We start from the raw sequence: 17,101 nt of genomic DNA on the forward strand, positions 1-17,101 counted from the left end.
AAGGCGGGTCAGCCGCCGTAGACGCTGGGCTCGAGGGTGCCGATGTAGGGCAGGTCGCGGTAGCGCTCTGCGTAGTCGAGGCCGTAGCCGACGACGAACTCGTTGGGGATGTCGAAGCCGACCCACTCGACGTCGACCTCGATCTTCGTGGCCTCCGGCTTGCGCAGCAGGGTGACCACCTCGAGCGAGGCCGGATTGCGGGTGGACAGGTTGCGGATCAGCCAGGACAGGGTCAGCCCGGAGTCGATGATGTCCTCGACGATCAGCACGTGCCGCCCGGCGATGTCCTTGTCGAGGTCCTTGAGGATCCGCACCACACCCGACGACGAGGTGGACGAGCCGTAGGAGCTGACGGCCATGAACTCCATCTGAGTGGGGATCGGCAGCGCCCGCGCCAGGTCGGTCATGAAGAAGATCGCGCCCTTGAGCACGCCGACGAGCAGCAGGTCGCCCTCGGGTGCACCGTCCGGGTAGCGCTCCGCGATCGCGGCGGCCAGCTCGGCCGTCTTGTCACGAATCTGCTCCTCGGAAATCAAGACCGATGCGATATCGCCTTCGTACACGGCGCTAGCCCCTTTTGCTTCTTGGTGGCGTGTGCCCGGCCCGGCTCGGCCGGCCGTTCACTGACGGGGCCGTTCGCTGACGAACCCGACCGACAGCATCCCACGTCGCCGCGAGAGCACCAACCTGACTCCTGGCCCGCCGCCGCCGAACGCGACCCCGCCCTGCCCTCGCCAACGACCCACGAGGTCGTCGGCCGCGCGCAACTGCCGGTCGGTCAACCCGCGGGCACCGCGCCCGAGCAGCCAGGTCCGCAGGGCCCGCCGGCGCAGCGCCGGGTGTGCGCCGGCGAGGACAGCGACGTCGAGGCCGTCGTCGGCACCCGCGTCGACCAGCAGCTCGGCCGCCAGACCGTCGAGCACCTCGCCGTCCTCTCGCAGCTGTGCCCCGGTCCGGCCCAACGCCTCGGCCACACCACCACCGAGGATCTGCTCGAGCAGCGGCAGGGCCTCCGTGCGCAGCCGCACCCGGGTGAATTCGGGGCTGACGTTGTGCGGGTCCCGGTAGGGAGTCAGCGCCAACTCGACGCACGCCCGTTCGGTGACCGCGCGCCGCACGGACAGCAGCGGACGCACCCACGGCGGGTCGTTCTCGCGCATCCCGGCCAGCGAGCGTGGGCCGGAGCCACGAGCCAGCCCGAGCAGCACCGTCTCCGCCTGGTCGTCGAGCGTGTGGCCGAGCAACACCGGCAGTCCGTCGCGGGCCGCGTCGAGCGCCGCATAGCGCGCCCGCCGCGCGGCAGCCTCGAGCCCGCCCGGCCCGTCGACGGTGACGGGCAGCACCCGCGCGGTCGCGCAACCGAGGGCGACCGCGCGCTCGGCCGCCTGCGCGGCAACGGCATCCGAGCCGTCCTGCAGCCGGTGGTCGACGACGAGCGCGTGCACGGGACCCGCCTCGGCGACCGCCGCCGCGGTCAGCGCCAGCGAGTCGGCCCCGCCGGACAGGGCAACGGCAACGCCGCTCCCGTCGGCGCAATGCCCGCGCACCCAACGACGGATCGCATGTCGGACCTCGAGCAGGGCGGGCCCCTCGGGCAGCGGACCGAGCGACGGCCCGCTCGTCATCCCAGGACCCGGGCGATCCACTTCTCGTGGTCCTCGATCTCGGTGGTCAGCGGCAGGGTGTCGGGTCCGGTCCAGATCGCGTTGAACTCGGCCATCCCGACCCGGTCGACGACGGCGTCGACGAACGCCTTGCCCCGCACGTACTGGGCCATCTTCGCGTCCATCCCGAGGAGCGCCCGGACCAGCCGCTGCAGCGGGTTGCTCTGCCGCGTCCGGCGCTGGTTGAACGTCTGGCGAATGCGCACGACCGACGGCACCACGTCCGAGCCGACGGCGTCCATGACGTGATCGGCATGCCCCTCGAGCAGGGTGCCGAGCATCAGCAGCCGGTCCAGTGCCGCGCGCTGCGGCTCCGACTGGGAGGCGCGCAGCAATCCCAGCACGCCGGTGTCCTCGGGTGCCTGCTCGGCACCGGCGCGTCGACCCCGCACCGCCGCGGCGAGCCTGCCGATCATCTCGGTGACGGGCTCCTCGCCGGTCTGCCCGAGCGTGGCGACGTTGGCGCGCATGTAGTCGGCGATCCACGGTGCGGACGAGAACTGCACCCGGTGGGTGACCTCGTGCAGGCACACCCACAGCCGAAAGTCGCTGGGCGGGACGGCGAGCGCGCGTTCGACGCTCACCACGTTCGGCGCGACCAGCAGCAGCGTTCCGTGTTCCCCGGTGAACGGGTCGTACTGGCCGAGGATCGCGGACGAGAGGAACGCGAGCATCGCGCCCGCCTGGAGTCCGGCGGGACGGCCGCCGAGCAGGCCCTTCGTCTGCGCCCCGTCCTCGCCGGTGAGATTGGCCATCGACCGGGCGGCGGCCCGAATCCAGCCCGGCCGGTCGACCACCACGGCGTCCGGCACCGGCAGCCCGTCGGCGAGCCCGGTGACACTGCGGACCGGACCCTCGGCTCGGATCGACGCATCCGCCAGCTCGGCGACCACCGCCTCCGCGGAGTACCGCGAGGTGTTCGGCCCCGGCCGCGCGAGCCGGACCCCGGTCCATGCCGCCAGGTCCCAGTCGACCGCGCCTGCGAATGCGCTCGACTTCTCCCCGCCCGACTGGTCTCCGGTCATCGGCATCCGCAGGAGCGCAAGGTCGAGGCGATCGCGTCGAGTGCCGGCCTGCTCACGTCCGGCGGCCGGTCGTTCGACATCAGCGCGAAGGTCAGCACCCGGTTGCCGACGTCGGTGACGTATCCGGCCAACGCGCTCGCAGCGGACAGGGTGCCGGTCTTGGCCCGCACCCAGCCCGCGGCGTTGCGGTCCCCGGTGGCGTACCGGTCCGAGAGTGTTCCGGTGGCGCCCGCGACGGGCAGGTAGTCGAGGATCGGGCGCAACTGCGGCTTGTCGGCGCCGGTCGCCGCGGACAAGGCCTGGTCGAGCAGCCGCGCGGGGATCCGCCCGTCCACCGACAGCCCGCTCGCGTCGTGCAGGGTGAGCCCGCGCAGGTCGAACCCGCCCGCGCCGAGCGTCTGGCCGATGGCGGTGACGGCGCCCGCGAACGACGGCTCGGCGCCGACCTTGGCGGCGACCTCCCGGCCGACCGCCTCGGCGAGCACATTGTCCGAATGCCCCATCATCTGGCCGAGCCGGACCCGCAGCGGCGCGGATTCCACCGAGGCGAGCGGCGCCGCACCGGACGGCGCGGTCCCCAGCGTGACGTGGGCGGGATCGACGCCGAACGCGGCACCGAGCAGTCGGCCGGCGTCCAGTGACGGGGTCGCGGTGCGCGGCGAATCGTCCTCGAGCGGCTTGATGCGCCCGCCGTCGAGCATCACCGGTTCGATCGGCGCTATGTTCCCGCCGGCGATGTCCGCGGGATCCCAGCCCTGGGCCAGCGCCGGTCCAGCGTAGGCGCTGTTGTCGACGACGACGCTGGTGACGGTCGCGCCCGCGCGCTTGACCTGTTCGACCAGGTCGTCGAGCCTGGGGGCGCCGGGGTAGAAGCCCGGCTGCCCGGCCGGCTGCGCGGTCAGCGTCGGGTCGCCGCCACCGACGAGCACGATCTGCCCGGGGACGTCGCCCTGGACGATGCGGGTGGCCACCCGGTGCTCGGAGGGGAGCGCCAGCAGCGCGGCGGTCGCGGTGAGCACCTTCGTGGTCGACGCCGGGACCATCGGGGTGTCGGGGCCCTGGCTCCACAGCACGGTGCCGGTCGCGGCGTCGGAGACCACTCCGGTCAGGGTGCCGAGCGCCGGGTTCGCCAGCGCCGGCCCGAGGGCGGCGGCCAGCGCGGCGGGGGTCGGCATCGGCGCGTCCGCGGGCACCGGCGCCACCTGCGGCGTCGCCACCACCGGGGCCGGAGCGGGGGCGGTCGTGGTGGTGGCGGCGCCGGCGTCGAAGCCCAGGTTCGGACGGGCGAGTGCGAAGACGCCGGCGGCGGTCGCCAGCACCAGGACCCCGACGGCCCCGAGCAGAACCCGGACGCGCTTGCGTCGCTGCGCGGCCAGCGACCCCATCTTGCGGTCCTTCGCCCCTACCTTTGCCAACATCCCTCCGAATGATCGGTACCGCGTCTGCGGTGTCGCAGCCGACTGCTGTAGTTCCCCCACAGTATCGTCGACCGGTTACCCTGACCCGGCACCATCCACCGAGACAAAGCGAGGAAGAGGCGTGGAGTTCGACGTCACCATCGAGATCCCCAAGGGCCAGCGCAACAAGTACGAGGTCGATCACGAGACCGGCCGCGTGAAGCTGGACCGCTACCTCTACACCTCCTTCGGCTACCCCGCCGACTACGGCTACATCGAGAACACCCTCGGCGAGGACGGCGACCCGCTCGACGCGATGGTCCTGCTCCCCGAGTCCGTGTACCCCGGCGTGATCGTCGAGGCCCGCCCGGTCGGCATGTTCAAGATGGTCGACGAGGCCGGCGGCGACGACAAGGTGCTGTGCGTGGTCGCGGGCGATCCGCGCTGGGACCACATCCAGGACATCTCCGACGTGTCCCAGTTCGAGCTGGACGCGATCAAGCACTTCTTCGTCCACTACAAGGACCTCGAGCCGAACAAGCACGTCACCGGCGCCGACTGGGTCGGCCTCGCGGAGGCCGAGAAGGTCATCGCGGAGGCGTTCGAGCGGTTGAAGGCCAACGGCGGCCACTGAGCTCGACTTCACGACCGAAGGTGTGGCTTCTTCCCGACGGGGAAGAAGCCACACCTTCGTCGTTTCGGGGCTTGTCGCACCCCACCACTACGATTCGCCGCGTGACCGGATACGACGACATCGACCCCTTCGGCGGCCTCGACCCTGCTGCGCTGCCGCCGCGGCAGCAGCGCATTCTCGTGACGATCCGGGACTGGGTGGGCCTGCACGGGTTCGCACCGAGCACCCGACAGATCGGGGACGCGGTCGGGCTGGCGTCCACGTCGTCGGTGTCGAAGCATCTGAAGTCGTTGGAGGACAAGGGTTTTCTTCGCCGCAGCCAGTCGGTCTCGCGGCCGATCGACGTGCGCCCCTTTCTCCGCGGCACCGAGGCGCGCACCACCTCGGACGATTCGGTGTCGGTCCCCGTGGTCGGCGACATCGCTGCGGGCACACCGATTCTCGCCGAGCAGCACACCGACGAGGCACTGACGCTGCCCCGCGAACTGGTCGGGTCCGGCACGGTGTTCGGGCTGCGCGTGCGCGGCGAGTCGATGATCGACGCCGCCATCTGCGACGGGGACATCGTGGTGGTGCGCCAGCAGCACGAGGCACATTCCGGCGAGATCGTCGCGGCGATGATCGACGGCGAGGCCACCGTGAAGGTGTTCCGGCGCCGGGGTGGGCACGTCTACCTGGAGCCGCGCAACGCCGCCTACGCCGTGATCGACGGCGACGAGGCCGTGGTGCTGGGCAAAGTCGTCTCGGTGATGCGACGCGTCTGAGCCGGGCGATCGTCACGCGGAGGGTGCCTGCAGCAAGCTCGCCAGTGTGGTCAGCCCGTCGTGCACACGGTCGATGACGACGCCGACGTCGAGGGACAGGCTCTTCGCCACCTCGTCACACGACATGCCGCGGTAGTACGCCAGTACGAGCGGCTGCCGTTGTTCCGGCGGCAACTCGACCAGCGCGCGGACGACGTCGCGCTCGCGTACCAGCATTGGGGCGGGCGCCTCCGGGTGCGCGGGCGGACTGGTCCGCGACCTGTCGAGGCGGCCCGACCGGGGCCACATGTTTCTCGATCACCCCCTCGGGCGATGCTCCGGGCGGTTGTCCCGGCGGGTCTGGTGCCGGGTTCCCGATTCGAGTGCGTCACCCATGTTTCCCGCGCGCGGCCGCCCGGAGTAGGCACCCTAGGGGTGGGTTCGCTGCACCCTAGGGGTGAAATTCGCCCTCCGGGTTCTCCTGGGTCGATTCCCCTGCCGGAAACGCCGAAACGGCCCGTCGGGAGTCCGACCGTCCGGTCTTGACCGTTCCCGGCATCGGGACCAAGATTTGAGTAGACCTTCGCGGGGGCGTGAAGTGGGTGGTCGGGTTGCTGGGCGCGGCGGATCGCGGAAAGCGTCCGGTCAGCGCGGGGTTGGCAGGGCCGTACGGCCACCCGTTCCATCCGATCCTGGTGACACTCCCGATCGGGGCATGGGTGGCGAGCCTGGTGTTCGACATTGCTTCGCGGATCGTCGAGCGGCCGAGTTTCCTCACGCAGGGTTCGGTCTGGCTGATCGCGATCGGGGTGCTCGGCGCGCTGGCCGCGGCGATGGTGGGTTTTCTCGACCTGTTCGCGATTCCGACGGGGACGCCTGCCTTTCGCACCGGCCTGGTGCACATGGCGCTCAATCTCGCGGTGACCGCCGCGTTTGCGGTGAACTTTCTCTGGCGCCACTCGGTGTACGGGCAGCAACAGGCGGTCGGTGTCGGGCAGTTGGCGTTGTCGGTGGTGAGCGTGATCGCCCTGGCCGTGTCCGGATACCTCGGAGGCAGGCTCGCATTCCGCTACGGGGTCCGGGTCGTGGACGAGGCAACCCAGGCCGAGGGCTTCGAACCATCCGCAGGCCACGAACGCCCGGTCCAGCCGTAATCCCTTCTCGTCCAACATATGTTAGGAGTTGACATGGGTATCGCTGCACTCGTGACCTGGCTACTCACGGCGGTCGGCGGCTTCTACCTGCTGGCAACCTGGATCGCCAAAGGCGGGACACGCCAACCACATACCAGCCACTTTCCGCCGACGCTGATCTTCGGGCACTTCGCACTCGCCGTGATCGGCCTCATCGTGTGGATCGTCTACCTCGTCACCGACAAGGACGGGATCGCCTGGATCGCGTTCGTTCTGCTGGTCCCGGTCGCACTCCTGGGGTTTGCCATGCTGGTGCGCTGGATCCCCACTTACCGCGCCCACGCGGCTCTCGGTGCCGGCACCGACCGGCCCACCCCGGCGGAGCAGGAGCCGGCGGAGAAGCACTTCCCCGTTGCGGCCGTCGCAGGCCACGGACTGTTCGCCGTCGTGACCGTCCTGCTGGTACTGCTGACCGCCCTCGGGGTGGGCGGCAGCTGAAACGATCGCCGTATCCCAACCGGGTCACGGGAGGCCGCCGGACGCCATCGAAATATCGCAATGAGGACGAAACGGCCTCCCGCCCGGCCCATCCCGGTCAACTGAACGATTGACCGGGTGGCGCCGAGCCGAGCCCGTGCGGTAGAAATGACATCGCGGCACATTTGTGATTTAGCACACAACAATTGTGGCCGCGCACAACGAGAACGCCTGGACACACCGCTGCTCGGGGGCCGGACCGCTCGCGGTTCGGCACGGGCACCGACTACCCCGAACCAATTACCGGCGCAAGCACATTCAACTGACGACAGGAACCGGCGCACGTGTACCCGACACCGACCACGACGACTACCGGCCGCACCATTGCTCGAGGCGCCTCGATGAGCACCGAGGAGATCAAGACCCGCATCGAGGCCATGTACGCCCTCGACGGGAACGAACCAACGGAGGGGGCACGGCCGTGAACACCAACGTGGCACAACTGCTGGCGATGCTGGCCGTCGGGATCGGCGGCACCGCGGCTGTACAGGCCGCCCGCCGCCAGAGTCCCGGCCAACGCGGACAACACCGCCGCGCGTTCCATCTGGGGTCACGCATCATGCGGCCCCACGGATAGAACGACAAGCCGCCCCGGCGGCCGGCGAATACCTCACCGCCACAACGACCTCCGGGGTAGCGAACCCGCGGACCACCGGCGCTCGCACCGATCGGAGTTGGATCGATGAGGGGGACCGCCGGGGCCCGAGGGTTCGTCGACGCCCGTGCCTAGTCCGGTGACCCGTCGGATTCCTGCCGCGCCGCCGCCAGACCGCCGGCGGTGCGCAGCGGCACCTCTTTCCAGAACACGACCAGTACCAGTGCGATCAGCGCGATCACGGTGACCGTCAGGAACACCACCGACATCGAGTCCGCGAACCCGACCTTGAACGGCTGGGCCAGTGCGGGGCTGAGCTGCTGGATCACCGAGCTGTCCTGGAGCACGCTGGCGGCGGCCGTCGTGTCGTGACTCATCAGTCCGGTGGCCAGAGCGACGTCGGCGGGATTCGCGCTGTGCGCGCCCTCGACGACCGCCTGCTGGAAGGCCGGATCATGTGCAGCGGACTGCAACTGGCTGGTGATGTTCGGGGTGAGCTGCGCGAACAGGATCGACAGGAACACCGCGACACCCAGGGTGCCGCCGATCTGTCGGAAGAACGTCGCGGCAGCGGTGGACACACCCATGTCCTGCGGGGGCAGCGCGTTCTGGATCGCCAGCGTCAGCGGCTGCATCAGGTTGCCGAGCCCGAAGCCCGTGATCAGCATGAACACCATCACCAGTGGAAGCGGCGAGTCCGCCTGCACGAAGTGCAGCAGGAACATGCCGAGCGTCAGCATGCTCGCGCCGATCAGCGGGAACATCCGGTAGTGCCCGGTCTTCGCGATCAGCTGCCCCGAGGTGATGGATCCGATCATCAGCCCGAGCACCATCGGCAGCATCTGCATCCCGGCGAGGGTCGGACTGGACCCGCGGACCACCTGCAGGTACTGCGGCAACAGCGAGATGCCACCGAACATGGCCGCGCCCACCACGATCGAGATCACCACGCCGAGCGCGAAGGTGGAGTTCCGGAACATCCGCAGCGGGATCAGCGCCGCGTCGCGCATGCTCTTCTCGACGAACACGAAGCCGAGCACGCCGACGGCGCCGATCACGTAGCAGCTCACCGATGCGGCACTCCCCCAACCCCATTCGCGGCCCTGTTCGGCCACGATCAGCAGCGGGACGATGCCGATCGCGAGCACGAGCGCGCCCCACCAGTCGATCCGCACACCGGGCTTGCGCACCTTGGGCAGGTGCAGGACGCGGTAGACCACGGCGAGTGCGAACATCCCGATCGGGACGTTCACCAGGAAGACCCAGCGCCAGCCGTCGATGCCGAGGATCGAGCTCTGGCCGGCGAGCAGGCCGCCGAGCACCGGTCCGAGCACGCTGGAGGTACCGAAGACGGCGAGGAAGTAGCCCTGGTACTTCGCGCGTTCACGCGGACCGACGATGTCCCCGAGAATGGCCAGCGCCAGCGACATCAGGCCGCCGGCGCCGAGCCCCTGGAACGCACGGAACGCGGCGAGCATGTACATCGACTGGGCCAGCGTGCACAGCAACGAGCCGAGCACGAAGATGATGATCGCGGCCATGAAGAACGGCTTGCGGCCGTACATGTCCGAGAGCTTGCCGTACAGCGGCGTGGCCAGCGTCGCGGTGATCAGGTACGCGGTGGTGACCCAGGCCTGCAGCGAATAGCCGTTGAGATCGTCGGCGATGGTCCTGATCGCGGTGGAGACGATCGTCTGGTCGAGCGCCGCGAGGAACATGCCGAGCATCAGTCCGGAGAGAATCACCAGGATCTCCCGGTGGGTGAACACCCCTTCCCGAGTGGCGTTCCCGACGTCCGCGGTGGGGTTGGTCGCATTGCTCATCGTGCGGTCCTCGTTCCGGGTTCGACGGCAGCGAAGGTCGGGCGGGCGAGCTCGTAGTCGGAGACGAACCGGTCCATCAGCCGGGCGAAGTCCTCGAGATCCTGCAGCGGCCAGTCGGCGAGCAGCCGGCCGAGCTTCTCGTTGCGCAGCGCGCGGATCCGGCCCGCTGCCGCACGACCCGAGTCGGTGACGGCCAGGACGCTGGCCCGGCCGTCCGTCGGGTCCGCCTGGCGCTCGACGTGACCGCGTTCGACCAGCTGCGCGACCTGCCTGCTCACGGTCGACGGGTCCGCGTACATGGCCTCGGCCAGCGCACCGGATCGCATCGGACCGTCGTTGATCAGCCGGAACAGACAGGCGTACGCGGCCGGGTCGATACCGTCGGTGGACTTGGCGTGTGCGATCGTCCGGTCGCGCACTCGCTGCAGGCGGACCAGGTAATTGCCGATCTCGTCCGCGAGAGGTTCGACCTCTTCGGGCGTCATGTTCAACTCCTTGCGTGCGTCATTCAACTACTTGATGCCCGCAAGTATGTCCGCGACGCCGCCGCTCGGGCAACCGAAAACGCGGCGTTTACCGACCCTTTGGCAGCCCCGGCGCCGCGAAGAGGAGCCTTCGTCGGTGCGTCCGTTCGAAGGCTCCTCTCACCCGGATCGGGTCAGTGCCCCGTGAAGGTCAGCGTCCCTTGAATTCGGGAGCACGCTTCTGAAAGACGGCCGCCATCGCCTCGCCGATGTCCTCCGAGGGCAGGAAGGCCGCGTTCCAGACCGCGACGTAGCGGAGGCTGTCGTCGACGGCCGGCTTGCGGCTGTGGTCGAGCACCTCCTTGACGCCCTGCACCACCAGCGGCGGGTTGGCGGCGATCTCCGCGGCCGTGGCGTGCGCGGCCGCGAGCACCGCGTCGGCATCGGCGAACACGTCGTTGACCAGGCCGATCTTCTCCGCCCGCGCGGCGTCGATGTCCTTGCCGGTGAGCGCGAGCTCACGCAGGTGACCATCGCCGATGATCGCGGGCAGCCGGGCAAAGCTGCCCATGTCCGCGACGATGGCGACCCGGACCTCACGGATGCTGAACTTCGCGTCGGCGCTCGCGTAGCGGATGTCGGCCGCGGAGATGAGGTCGAGCGCGCCGCCGATGCACCATCCCTGCACGGCCGCGACGACCGGCTTGCGGCAGTCCGCGACCGCGTTGATCGAGGCCTGCATCTTCTTGATGTCGCCGAGGAAGTTGGTGCGCGGCGCGGCCTGCGCCTTGTCGGCGAGGACTGGCCCCATCACCGGCGCCATCGCCGGGAGGTCGAGGCCGAAGGAGAAGTTCTTGCCCGCGCCCGCGAGCACGACCGCCCGCACCTCGGGGTCGGCGTCGAGCTCGGCGAAGATCTGCGGCAGCTCGCTCCAGAAGTCGGGCCCCTGGGCGTTGCCCTTGCCCGGACCGATGAGGGTCACCTGCGCGACGTTGTCCTTGCACTCGACGGTGAAGGCGTTCCAGCTGTGTTCGGTCATTACTCAAGAGTAACAACCGTCCGGCGACACGTCAGGGCTGTGGAAATTCAATGATCGGCCGCTGGCGACCACGGGGAAGCGGGAGGGTCAGGCGCCCGCGAGCGCGTTCGCGAACAGCCCCGAGATGGCGGACTGCACCGCCTGCTGGTCCACCTGTTCCGGATCGACCGCGTGCTCCAGCATCAGCCCGGAGATGAGCGCCATGAGGGTGATGGCGACGCTGTGCGCGTCGAGCCGGTCGGCGACGCCCCATTCGTCGGCCCGCTCGGCGACCAGTTCCTCGATCTGTCCCCGCAACCGCCTGCGCTCGCGCAGGTAGGCCTGGGCGAGCGACGGGTCGCGGCCCGCCTGGACGCCGAACTCGAGCACGAGCAGGGCCCACCCCGGGTCGCTGACCAGCCAGGAGCTGATGGTCGCGCCGCTGCGCCCGGCGGCGTCGGTGACGCTGAGGCCGGCGATCTCCCCGAGGACGCGGCCAGCCAGTTCCAGCGACCGTTCGGCGAAGAGTTCGGCGAACAGGTCCTGCTTGGACTCGAAGTTCGAGTACACGGCGCCCTTGGTGAACCCCGCGCGTCGCGCGATCTCGGTGAGCCGTGCGGCGACGAAGCCGTGCTCGGCGAACTCGTCGGCGGCCGCGGCCATCAACCGCTGCCGCACCTCGGTGCGGGTCGGGCGGGCCTGCGGTGATGCAGCTCTCCCGAAACTGTCCGAATTCACGCTTGACCCGTCCACATCACGATACTTACGGTATTCAATACCCAGAGTATCGGCAAGGGTCCCGCAGATCAGGTTGCTCGCTGCGGGATCAGGCATCGCCGCGACAGCGAGGAAGATCCGCATGACGACCACCACCAGCGCACCGGCACCCGGACTCGTCGACGCCGACCCCGTCGACGAGCCGCACCGGTCGACCAGCCCGACCGACCGCTACAGCCGACGCCAGATCATGGTCGCCGTCGTGCTCGGTGTCCTGCTGCTCCAACTCGGCTTCATCACCAGCTACGTCGCCGCGTTCCACCAGCCGACCCCGCACGACATCCCGATCGGCGTCATCGCCGACGCGGGTCTGCCCGCGGGCGTCGACCAGCAGGTCACCGACAAGCTCAACGCCGCGGACGGCCGCCCGGTCCAGGCCCGCGTGCTGTCCAGCACGTACGAGGCGCGGAACCTGATCAACGACCGCGAGATCATGGGCGCCTACCTGATCAGCCCGACCGGCACCGACACCCTGATCACCGCCAGCGGCGCCGGCACCTCCGCGGCCACCGCGCTCGAAGGCATCTTCACCAAGGCCGACGCGGCCCAGCACCGCACCTTCGTGGTGCGCGACGAGGTGCCCGTCTCGGTGCACGACAACCGTGGGTTGTCCGGGTTCTACCTCTCGATCGGCTGGGTGGTCGGCGGCTACCTGCTCGCCGCGTCGATCGGGCTGATGATCGGCGCACCGCGCACCCTGAGGGAAGCCGGCGCGCACGTCGCGATCATGGCCGGATACGCCGCCGCGTCCGGGTTCCTCGGCGCACTGATCACGACGAACCTGCTCGGCACCTTCACCGGACACCTGCTGCCGCTGTCGCTGCTCGGCTTCGGCGTGGTGTTCGCGACCGGACTGTTCACCATGGGCCTGCGCGCGGCGGTCGGGATCCTGGCGGTCCCGCTGGCGATCCTGATCTTCGTCGTGCTCGGAAACCCCAGCGCCGGCGGCGCATTCGGGTCCAACGTGCTGCCCACCTTCTGGGCGACCATCGGCCGGTGGATCACACCCGGTGCGGGCACCGAGGGCGTGCGGAGCATCGTCTACTTCCACGGCACCGGGGTGGCCCAGCCGGCGGTGACCCTCACCCTCTACGCCCTGGTCGGCCTGGCGCTGATGCTCGGATTCACCGCCCGCGCCGCGCGCTCCGGCCGGGCGGCCGCCTCGGTCTGACCCGGCCGGCGCGCCGCCCGGCCGGGTCCGCCGCACAACTCGGCGGGACAGTTGGGCGGCGCGTTGACGCGCGCCGCCATAGAGTGGGGCATGGCGAGGATCCTGCTTCCGGAGGCAGCGCACGTGGCGCAGACCCTGATCGCTCGCGGCCACCACGGGGTGGTGGTCACCCGCGAGGAACCGACGCACACCGCGGCGCAGGCGGCCGCCGCCCTCGGGGTCGACGTCGCCGCGATCGTCAAGTCCCTGGTGTTCCTGCTCGACGACGAACCGGTGCTCCTGCTGGTCTCGGGCGCACACCAGGTGGAGCTCGAGCGGACCGGCAAGCGGCTCGAGGGAACCCTGACCCGGGCCCCCGCCGACATGGTCCGGCGGGCGACGGGGCAGCCGGTCGGCGGGATCGCCCCGGTCGGACACCCGACCAACCTGCCGACCTACGTGGACACCGCGCTGGCCGACTACCCGGAACTGTGGGCGTCCGCCGGGCACCCGAACGCGGTGTTCCGGACGACCTTTCGCGAGCTGGTTCGGATCACCGCGGGCCTGGAGATCGACGTCGACTGAGTCGGGTTCTATAGTGACTCGAACCGACCCTGGAGGACGAAGTGGCTGACGAAGCATGGAGCCGACGACACGTCGACCTGTGCCGTCTCACCGCAAGCCTGTGTTCGCACTGATCCGACTCGTCAGCACGCACCGATGGTGCGTGCAACTCGTGCAGTCCTAGATCCGGAGAACGCCTTGTCGCAGCCCGCCCCGCACCAGCCTCTCGCGAACCTTCCGCACGCCCAGATCCCCGCGGACCCGATCGGCATCACCGCCGACCAGTATCGCGCCGCCATGCGCCGCTACCCCGCGGGCGTCACCATCGTCACGCTCGACTCGGGCGCCGGCCCGGTGGGATTCACCGCGACCTCCTTCGCGTCGCTGTCGCTGGACCCGCCGCTGATCTCGTTCAACATCGCGCAGAACTCGTCGTCCATCGCGGCACTGCTCGCGGCGGACTCGCTGGTCATCCACCTGCTCGGCGAGCACCAGCAGCACCTCGCGCATCGGTTCTCCCGCAGCGCCGACCAGCGTTTCAGCGACGAATCGCTGTGGAAGCGCCTCGACACCGGCGAACCGGTGCTGCACGGGACGCCGATCTGGTTGCGCACCACGGTGCACCAGCTGATTCCGGTCGGCGACCACACCCTGGTCATCGGGCTCGTCACCCGAGTGCACGACGAGGACGACGCCGAGGCCGCCGCGGCCCCGCTGCTCTACCACGACGGCCGCTACTACCGCCCCACCCCGCTGGGCGAATGAGCAACCCCCGCCCGACCATGCCTCGCTCCGAGCGCGCCGCAGGCGACGGACGGGAGTGTCGCGGCTGTCGTTGACGACGACCGCCGCACCCTCCCCTACCCTCCGCCTGGAGCCGTCATGACCGTTTCTTCCGTCGGACAGCAGAACTCGACGTCCGAGCTCGTTCTCACACTGCAGTTCTCGCATCCCGGTTCGGCCGATCGACAGCAGTTGATCTCACTCGCCAACGCGCTGCGGGCCACCGCCCAGGACATCGTGCCCGGGGTCAGCACCCGGGCTCGGGTGGACATCGCGACGCCCCCGGTGACGACCGAGCGCCGTCCCAGTTCGGACGCGCCGCTGTTGATCGACCTGCCCGCCCGTCAGGTGCTCCTGCACGGTCAGCCGGTCTCCTTGAGCCACACCGAATTCGAGATTCTCTCCCATCTCGCGCGACGGCCCCGGGTGGTGGTCTCGCGGCGACGGCTCCTCGAGCTCAGCGGCACCCTGGGCGACAGGGAGCGACCCGGTCGCAGCGTGGACGTGCACGTATCGCGCGTGCGAACCAAACTGGACCGCTTCGGGTGGCTCGTGTCGACGGTGCGCGGCACCGGCTACCGTTTCGACCCCGACCCCCGGGTCCGCATCGTCTCCGAACCGGCGGCGTAGCCCGCACCCCGCCCCGGCACGCTCGACCGCGGGAGCCCTCGGTCCCGACCTACCGAGGGCTCCCGGCGACGCAAGCGAATCAGGAGGCGAGAACCGCTCTGTCCGTGGACAATCCAAACCGGCTCAGCACCTCACCCAGGATCTCCGACGGCCTGGCGAGACCCCGCTCGTGCAGTTCGGGCAGGACGTCGTCGACGACGCGGTCGAGCACCCGCGGGAGCACCAGTGGCAGCAGGGTGACTCCGTCGGCGACCCCGGCGGCGCCGATGTCGGCGATCAGCCCGGCCAGTCCCGGCGCGGTGCCGACGTAGGAAACCGAGTCCGGTACCCGCGGCCGGGCCAGGCTCGCGTCGAGCCGGGCGAGTTCACTTCGCGCGCTGCGATGATCGTCGGCGAGCAGTACTTCGAGATCGAGCAGCACGGTCACCGAGTCCGGGTCGCGCCCCTCCTCGGCGACCCGGGCTCGGACGGCCTCGCGTCGCAACTGGGCCTCGCGCAGGTCGTGCGCGCGAACCCGGACCACGGTGGCCGGCTCGGCGACCAGATCCAGCGGCGACCCGGTGAGGTCGACCCAGTAGTCACTGAGCCCCAAAGGGATTCGAAACTCGGTGTGCGATCCCGACGCGGGGTGGTGTCCGGCGCCGGAGAGTTCGACCGCCACGTGCAGCGGCGGTATGCGGACAGGCGAATAGGCAGACATGACAGTCCTCTGTGTGCGTGGGGGTGAACGGGCTCGAGGCGGACCTCAGCTCGGACACGTTCCCGACGCGGTACGGCACAGATCCACGTGACGACGGCACCATTGGGCGTCGGTCGCCACGGTCGTCACGGATGCCATGCCGAGATGCTACCGCGAGAGCGTCGGAGCCGACCCCTCGTCGGCGCGCGCGGAGACGAAGTCCGCGACCGCCGCGATCAGCCGGTCCACGTCCGCGGCGTGGCTGCCGAGACCGAGGCTGGCGCGGACCGCGCCCTCGGGGCGGCCGAGCCGGGCCAGCAGCGGGTGCGCGCAGAACCTGCCGTCGCGCACCCCGATGCCGTACCGGTCGGACAGGTACGACGCGACCTCCCGCGGCTCGGCGCCGTCGACGGTGAAGGTGACGATGCCGACCGCGTCCGGTGCATCCGACCAGATCCGCAGCACGCGAACACCGTCGACCGCGCTCAGCCCGTCGGTCAACCGCTCACACAGGGCGCGCTCGTGCTCCTCCGCGCCCGCCGAGTCGAGCCCGGCGAGCGTCTCGCAGGCCGCGGCGAGCGCGGCAACGCCCAGCACGTTCGGGGTACCGGCCTCGTGACGCTGCGGCGCACTCGCCCACTCCACCGTGCCCGCCGCCGAGACGTCGCGGGTGGCACCCCCGCCGGCGAGGTAGGGTTCCGCGGCGTCGAGCCAGTCGGCGGGCCCGACGAGCGCTCCGGCACCGAACGGCGCGTACAGCTTGTGCCCGGAGAACACCAGGTAGTCCACCCCGAGCGCGGCGATGTCGACGCGGCGGTGCGGCAGCAACTGGGCGGCGTCGACCAGGATCCTTGCGCCGCAGCGGTGCGCGATCTCGGCCAGTCGCGCGATCGGCAGCACCTCGCCCGTGACGTTGGAGGCCCCGGTGACCGCGAGCAGCGCGGTCGGGCGGGCGCAGAGTTCGGCGGCGATCCGCCGCACCGTCTCCTCCACCGAGTCGGCGGACTCGACAACTCGGGCACCGTTTCGCTTCCACGGCAACAGGTTTGCGTGGTGCTCGATGTCCAGAACCACGGTCTCGCCGGGCACGCAGCCCGCGAGCAGGTTCAGGGAGTCCGTGGTGTTGCGGGTGAACACCACGACGTCGTCGGCGCGGGCACCGACGAACCGGGCCACCACCTCACGAGCACCCTCGTAGCTGGCGGTGCACACCTGCGAGGCGTAGCCGGCGCCGCGATGCACGCTCGCGTAGTACGGCAGCAGCTCCTGCACGCGTTCGGTCACCTGAGCGAGGGCGGGAGCGCTGGCGGCGTAGTCGAAGTTGGCGTACGTGCAGGAACCGCCGTCGGCGAGCGGAACGGTGAGCTCGGACCCGGAAACCTGAGCGAAAGGTGCAGTCGCAGAGCAGATTTCAGCGATAACCGCATCCGTGGTGGCACAGGTGTCAGCGGAGAGAACGGCAGTCATGGAGCATCCCTTTGTCCA

Annotated in this window: 21 protein-coding genes; 10 read left to right on the forward strand and 11 right to left on the reverse strand. The window is 70.1% G+C overall.

Annotated features, from left to right (window positions below):
- Positions 1 to 8 precede the first annotated feature (8 nt).
- Genes hpt through dacB form a run of 4 tightly spaced genes read right to left on the reverse strand, consistent with a single transcriptional unit; the run spans position 9 to position 4,074 of the window.
- Positions 9 to 563, reverse strand: coding sequence for a hypoxanthine phosphoribosyltransferase (hpt, locus tag ACFVH2_RS17735; protein WP_378423339.1), 555 nt, complete (start codon positions 561 to 563; stop codon positions 9 to 11).
- Between the two features lie 57 nt (positions 564 to 620).
- Positions 621 to 1,625, reverse strand: a complete 1,005-nt coding sequence (gene tilS / locus ACFVH2_RS17740; protein WP_378423337.1) for a tRNA lysidine(34) synthetase TilS — start codon at positions 1,623 to 1,625, stop codon at positions 621 to 623.
- Positions 1,622 to 2,689 carry a zinc-dependent metalloprotease gene (locus ACFVH2_RS17745; protein WP_378423335.1) on the reverse strand — a complete coding sequence of 356 codons (1,068 nt, stop codon included), beginning with the start codon at positions 2,687 to 2,689 and terminating at the stop codon, positions 1,622 to 1,624. The genes tilS and ACFVH2_RS17745 overlap by 4 nt, the downstream gene beginning before the upstream one ends.
- Positions 2,686 to 4,074: a D-alanyl-D-alanine carboxypeptidase/D-alanyl-D-alanine-endopeptidase gene (dacB, locus tag ACFVH2_RS17750; RefSeq protein WP_378423607.1), complete on the reverse strand. Its 1,389-nt coding sequence runs from the start codon at positions 4,072 to 4,074 to the stop codon at positions 2,686 to 2,688. Before dacB ends, ACFVH2_RS17745 begins: the two co-directional genes overlap by 4 nt.
- Before the next feature lie 154 nt (positions 4,075 to 4,228).
- Between dacB and ACFVH2_RS17755 the strand changes: the two genes are divergently transcribed.
- Positions 4,229 to 4,720 (forward strand): inorganic diphosphatase, encoded by a 492-nt coding sequence (locus ACFVH2_RS17755; RefSeq protein ID WP_378423334.1) that lies wholly within the window; start codon positions 4,229 to 4,231, stop codon positions 4,718 to 4,720.
- Positions 4,721 to 4,821: 101 nt separating this feature from the next.
- Complete coding sequence (gene lexA, locus ACFVH2_RS17760) at positions 4,822 to 5,484, forward strand: transcriptional repressor LexA (RefSeq protein WP_378423331.1); 663 nt, start codon at positions 4,822 to 4,824, stop codon at positions 5,482 to 5,484.
- 12 nt (positions 5,485 to 5,496) lie between these two features.
- Here the strand turns inward: lexA and ACFVH2_RS17765 are convergent, their stop codons facing one another.
- Positions 5,497 to 5,700, reverse strand: coding sequence for a sigma factor-like helix-turn-helix DNA-binding protein (locus ACFVH2_RS17765; protein WP_378423330.1), 204 nt, complete (start codon positions 5,698 to 5,700; stop codon positions 5,497 to 5,499).
- Between the two features lie 356 nt (positions 5,701 to 6,056).
- On the opposite strand from ACFVH2_RS17765, the gene ACFVH2_RS17770 reads away from it, so the two are divergent.
- The 3 genes from ACFVH2_RS17770 to ACFVH2_RS17780 all read left to right on the forward strand — a co-directional run bounded on the left by ACFVH2_RS17770 (position 6,057) and on the right by ACFVH2_RS17780 (position 7,710).
- Positions 6,057 to 6,617 (forward strand): DUF2231 domain-containing protein, encoded by a 561-nt coding sequence (locus tag ACFVH2_RS17770; RefSeq protein ID WP_378423328.1) that lies wholly within the window; start codon positions 6,057 to 6,059, stop codon positions 6,615 to 6,617.
- Between the two features lie 33 nt (positions 6,618 to 6,650).
- The gene (locus ACFVH2_RS17775) at positions 6,651 to 7,094 is read left to right on the forward strand and encodes a hypothetical protein (RefSeq protein ID WP_378423326.1); all 444 of its coding nucleotides are present in this window, start codon (positions 6,651 to 6,653) and stop codon (positions 7,092 to 7,094) included.
- A 460-nt stretch (positions 7,095 to 7,554) separates the two neighbouring features.
- On the forward strand, positions 7,555 to 7,710 hold the full coding sequence (locus ACFVH2_RS17780; protein WP_378423324.1) for a hypothetical protein: 156 nt from the start codon (positions 7,555 to 7,557) through the stop codon (positions 7,708 to 7,710).
- A 149-nt stretch (positions 7,711 to 7,859) separates the two neighbouring features.
- Here ACFVH2_RS17780 and ACFVH2_RS17785 read toward each other — a convergent pair whose 3' ends face one another.
- The 4 genes from ACFVH2_RS17785 to ACFVH2_RS17800 form a co-directional block, all read right to left on the reverse strand.
- Complete coding sequence (locus tag ACFVH2_RS17785) at positions 7,860 to 9,551, reverse strand: MDR family MFS transporter (RefSeq protein WP_378423323.1); 1,692 nt, start codon at positions 9,549 to 9,551, stop codon at positions 7,860 to 7,862.
- Positions 9,548 to 10,036: a MarR family winged helix-turn-helix transcriptional regulator gene (locus ACFVH2_RS17790; protein WP_378423321.1), complete on the reverse strand. Its 489-nt coding sequence runs from the start codon at positions 10,034 to 10,036 to the stop codon at positions 9,548 to 9,550. Before ACFVH2_RS17790 ends, ACFVH2_RS17785 begins: the two co-directional genes overlap by 4 nt.
- A gap of 190 nt (positions 10,037 to 10,226) precedes the next feature.
- Entirely contained in the window at positions 10,227 to 11,054 is an 828-nt protein-coding gene (locus tag ACFVH2_RS17795) for a crotonase/enoyl-CoA hydratase family protein (protein WP_378423319.1), read from the reverse strand.
- An 87-nt stretch (positions 11,055 to 11,141) separates the two neighbouring features.
- The gene (locus ACFVH2_RS17800; RefSeq protein ID WP_378423604.1) at positions 11,142 to 11,711 is read right to left on the reverse strand and encodes a TetR/AcrR family transcriptional regulator; all 570 of its coding nucleotides are present in this window, start codon (positions 11,709 to 11,711) and stop codon (positions 11,142 to 11,144) included.
- A 181-nt stretch (positions 11,712 to 11,892) separates the two neighbouring features.
- Here ACFVH2_RS17800 and ACFVH2_RS17805 point away from each other — a divergent pair, with 181 nt between their 5' ends.
- The 5 genes from ACFVH2_RS17805 to ACFVH2_RS17825 all read left to right on the forward strand — a co-directional run bounded on the left by ACFVH2_RS17805 (position 11,893) and on the right by ACFVH2_RS17825 (position 14,937).
- Positions 11,893 to 12,981, forward strand: coding sequence for a hypothetical protein (locus ACFVH2_RS17805; RefSeq protein WP_378423317.1), 1,089 nt, complete (start codon positions 11,893 to 11,895; stop codon positions 12,979 to 12,981).
- 90 nt (positions 12,982 to 13,071) lie between these two features.
- Positions 13,072 to 13,545: a YbaK/EbsC family protein gene (locus ACFVH2_RS17810; protein WP_378423315.1), complete on the forward strand. Its 474-nt coding sequence runs from the start codon at positions 13,072 to 13,074 to the stop codon at positions 13,543 to 13,545.
- 41 nt (positions 13,546 to 13,586) lie between these two features.
- Positions 13,587 to 13,658: a putative leader peptide gene (locus tag ACFVH2_RS17815; protein WP_378423602.1), complete on the forward strand. Its 72-nt coding sequence runs from the start codon at positions 13,587 to 13,589 to the stop codon at positions 13,656 to 13,658.
- Positions 13,659 to 13,821: 163 nt separating this feature from the next.
- Entirely contained in the window at positions 13,822 to 14,289 is a 468-nt protein-coding gene (locus tag ACFVH2_RS17820) for a flavin reductase family protein (protein WP_378423600.1), read from the forward strand.
- Positions 14,290 to 14,406: 117 nt separating this feature from the next.
- Positions 14,407 to 14,937, forward strand: a complete 531-nt coding sequence (locus ACFVH2_RS17825) for a winged helix-turn-helix domain-containing protein (protein WP_378423313.1) — start codon at positions 14,407 to 14,409, stop codon at positions 14,935 to 14,937.
- 79 nt (positions 14,938 to 15,016) lie between these two features.
- Here the strand turns inward: ACFVH2_RS17825 and ACFVH2_RS17830 are convergent, their stop codons facing one another.
- A complete protein-coding gene (locus tag ACFVH2_RS17830; RefSeq protein ID WP_378423311.1) occupies positions 15,017 to 15,637 on the reverse strand; it encodes a hypothetical protein in 621 nt (206 codons plus the stop codon).
- Positions 15,638 to 15,784: 147 nt separating this feature from the next.
- Entirely contained in the window at positions 15,785 to 17,083 is a 1,299-nt protein-coding gene (locus ACFVH2_RS17835; protein WP_378423310.1) for an aminotransferase class V-fold PLP-dependent enzyme, read from the reverse strand.
- Positions 17,084 to 17,101 lie beyond the last annotated feature (18 nt).

The sequence above is a fragment of the Rhodococcus sp. NPDC127527 genome, from assembly GCF_042672245.1.
Classification (GTDB): domain Bacteria; phylum Actinomycetota; class Actinomycetes; order Mycobacteriales; family Mycobacteriaceae; genus Rhodococcus_G.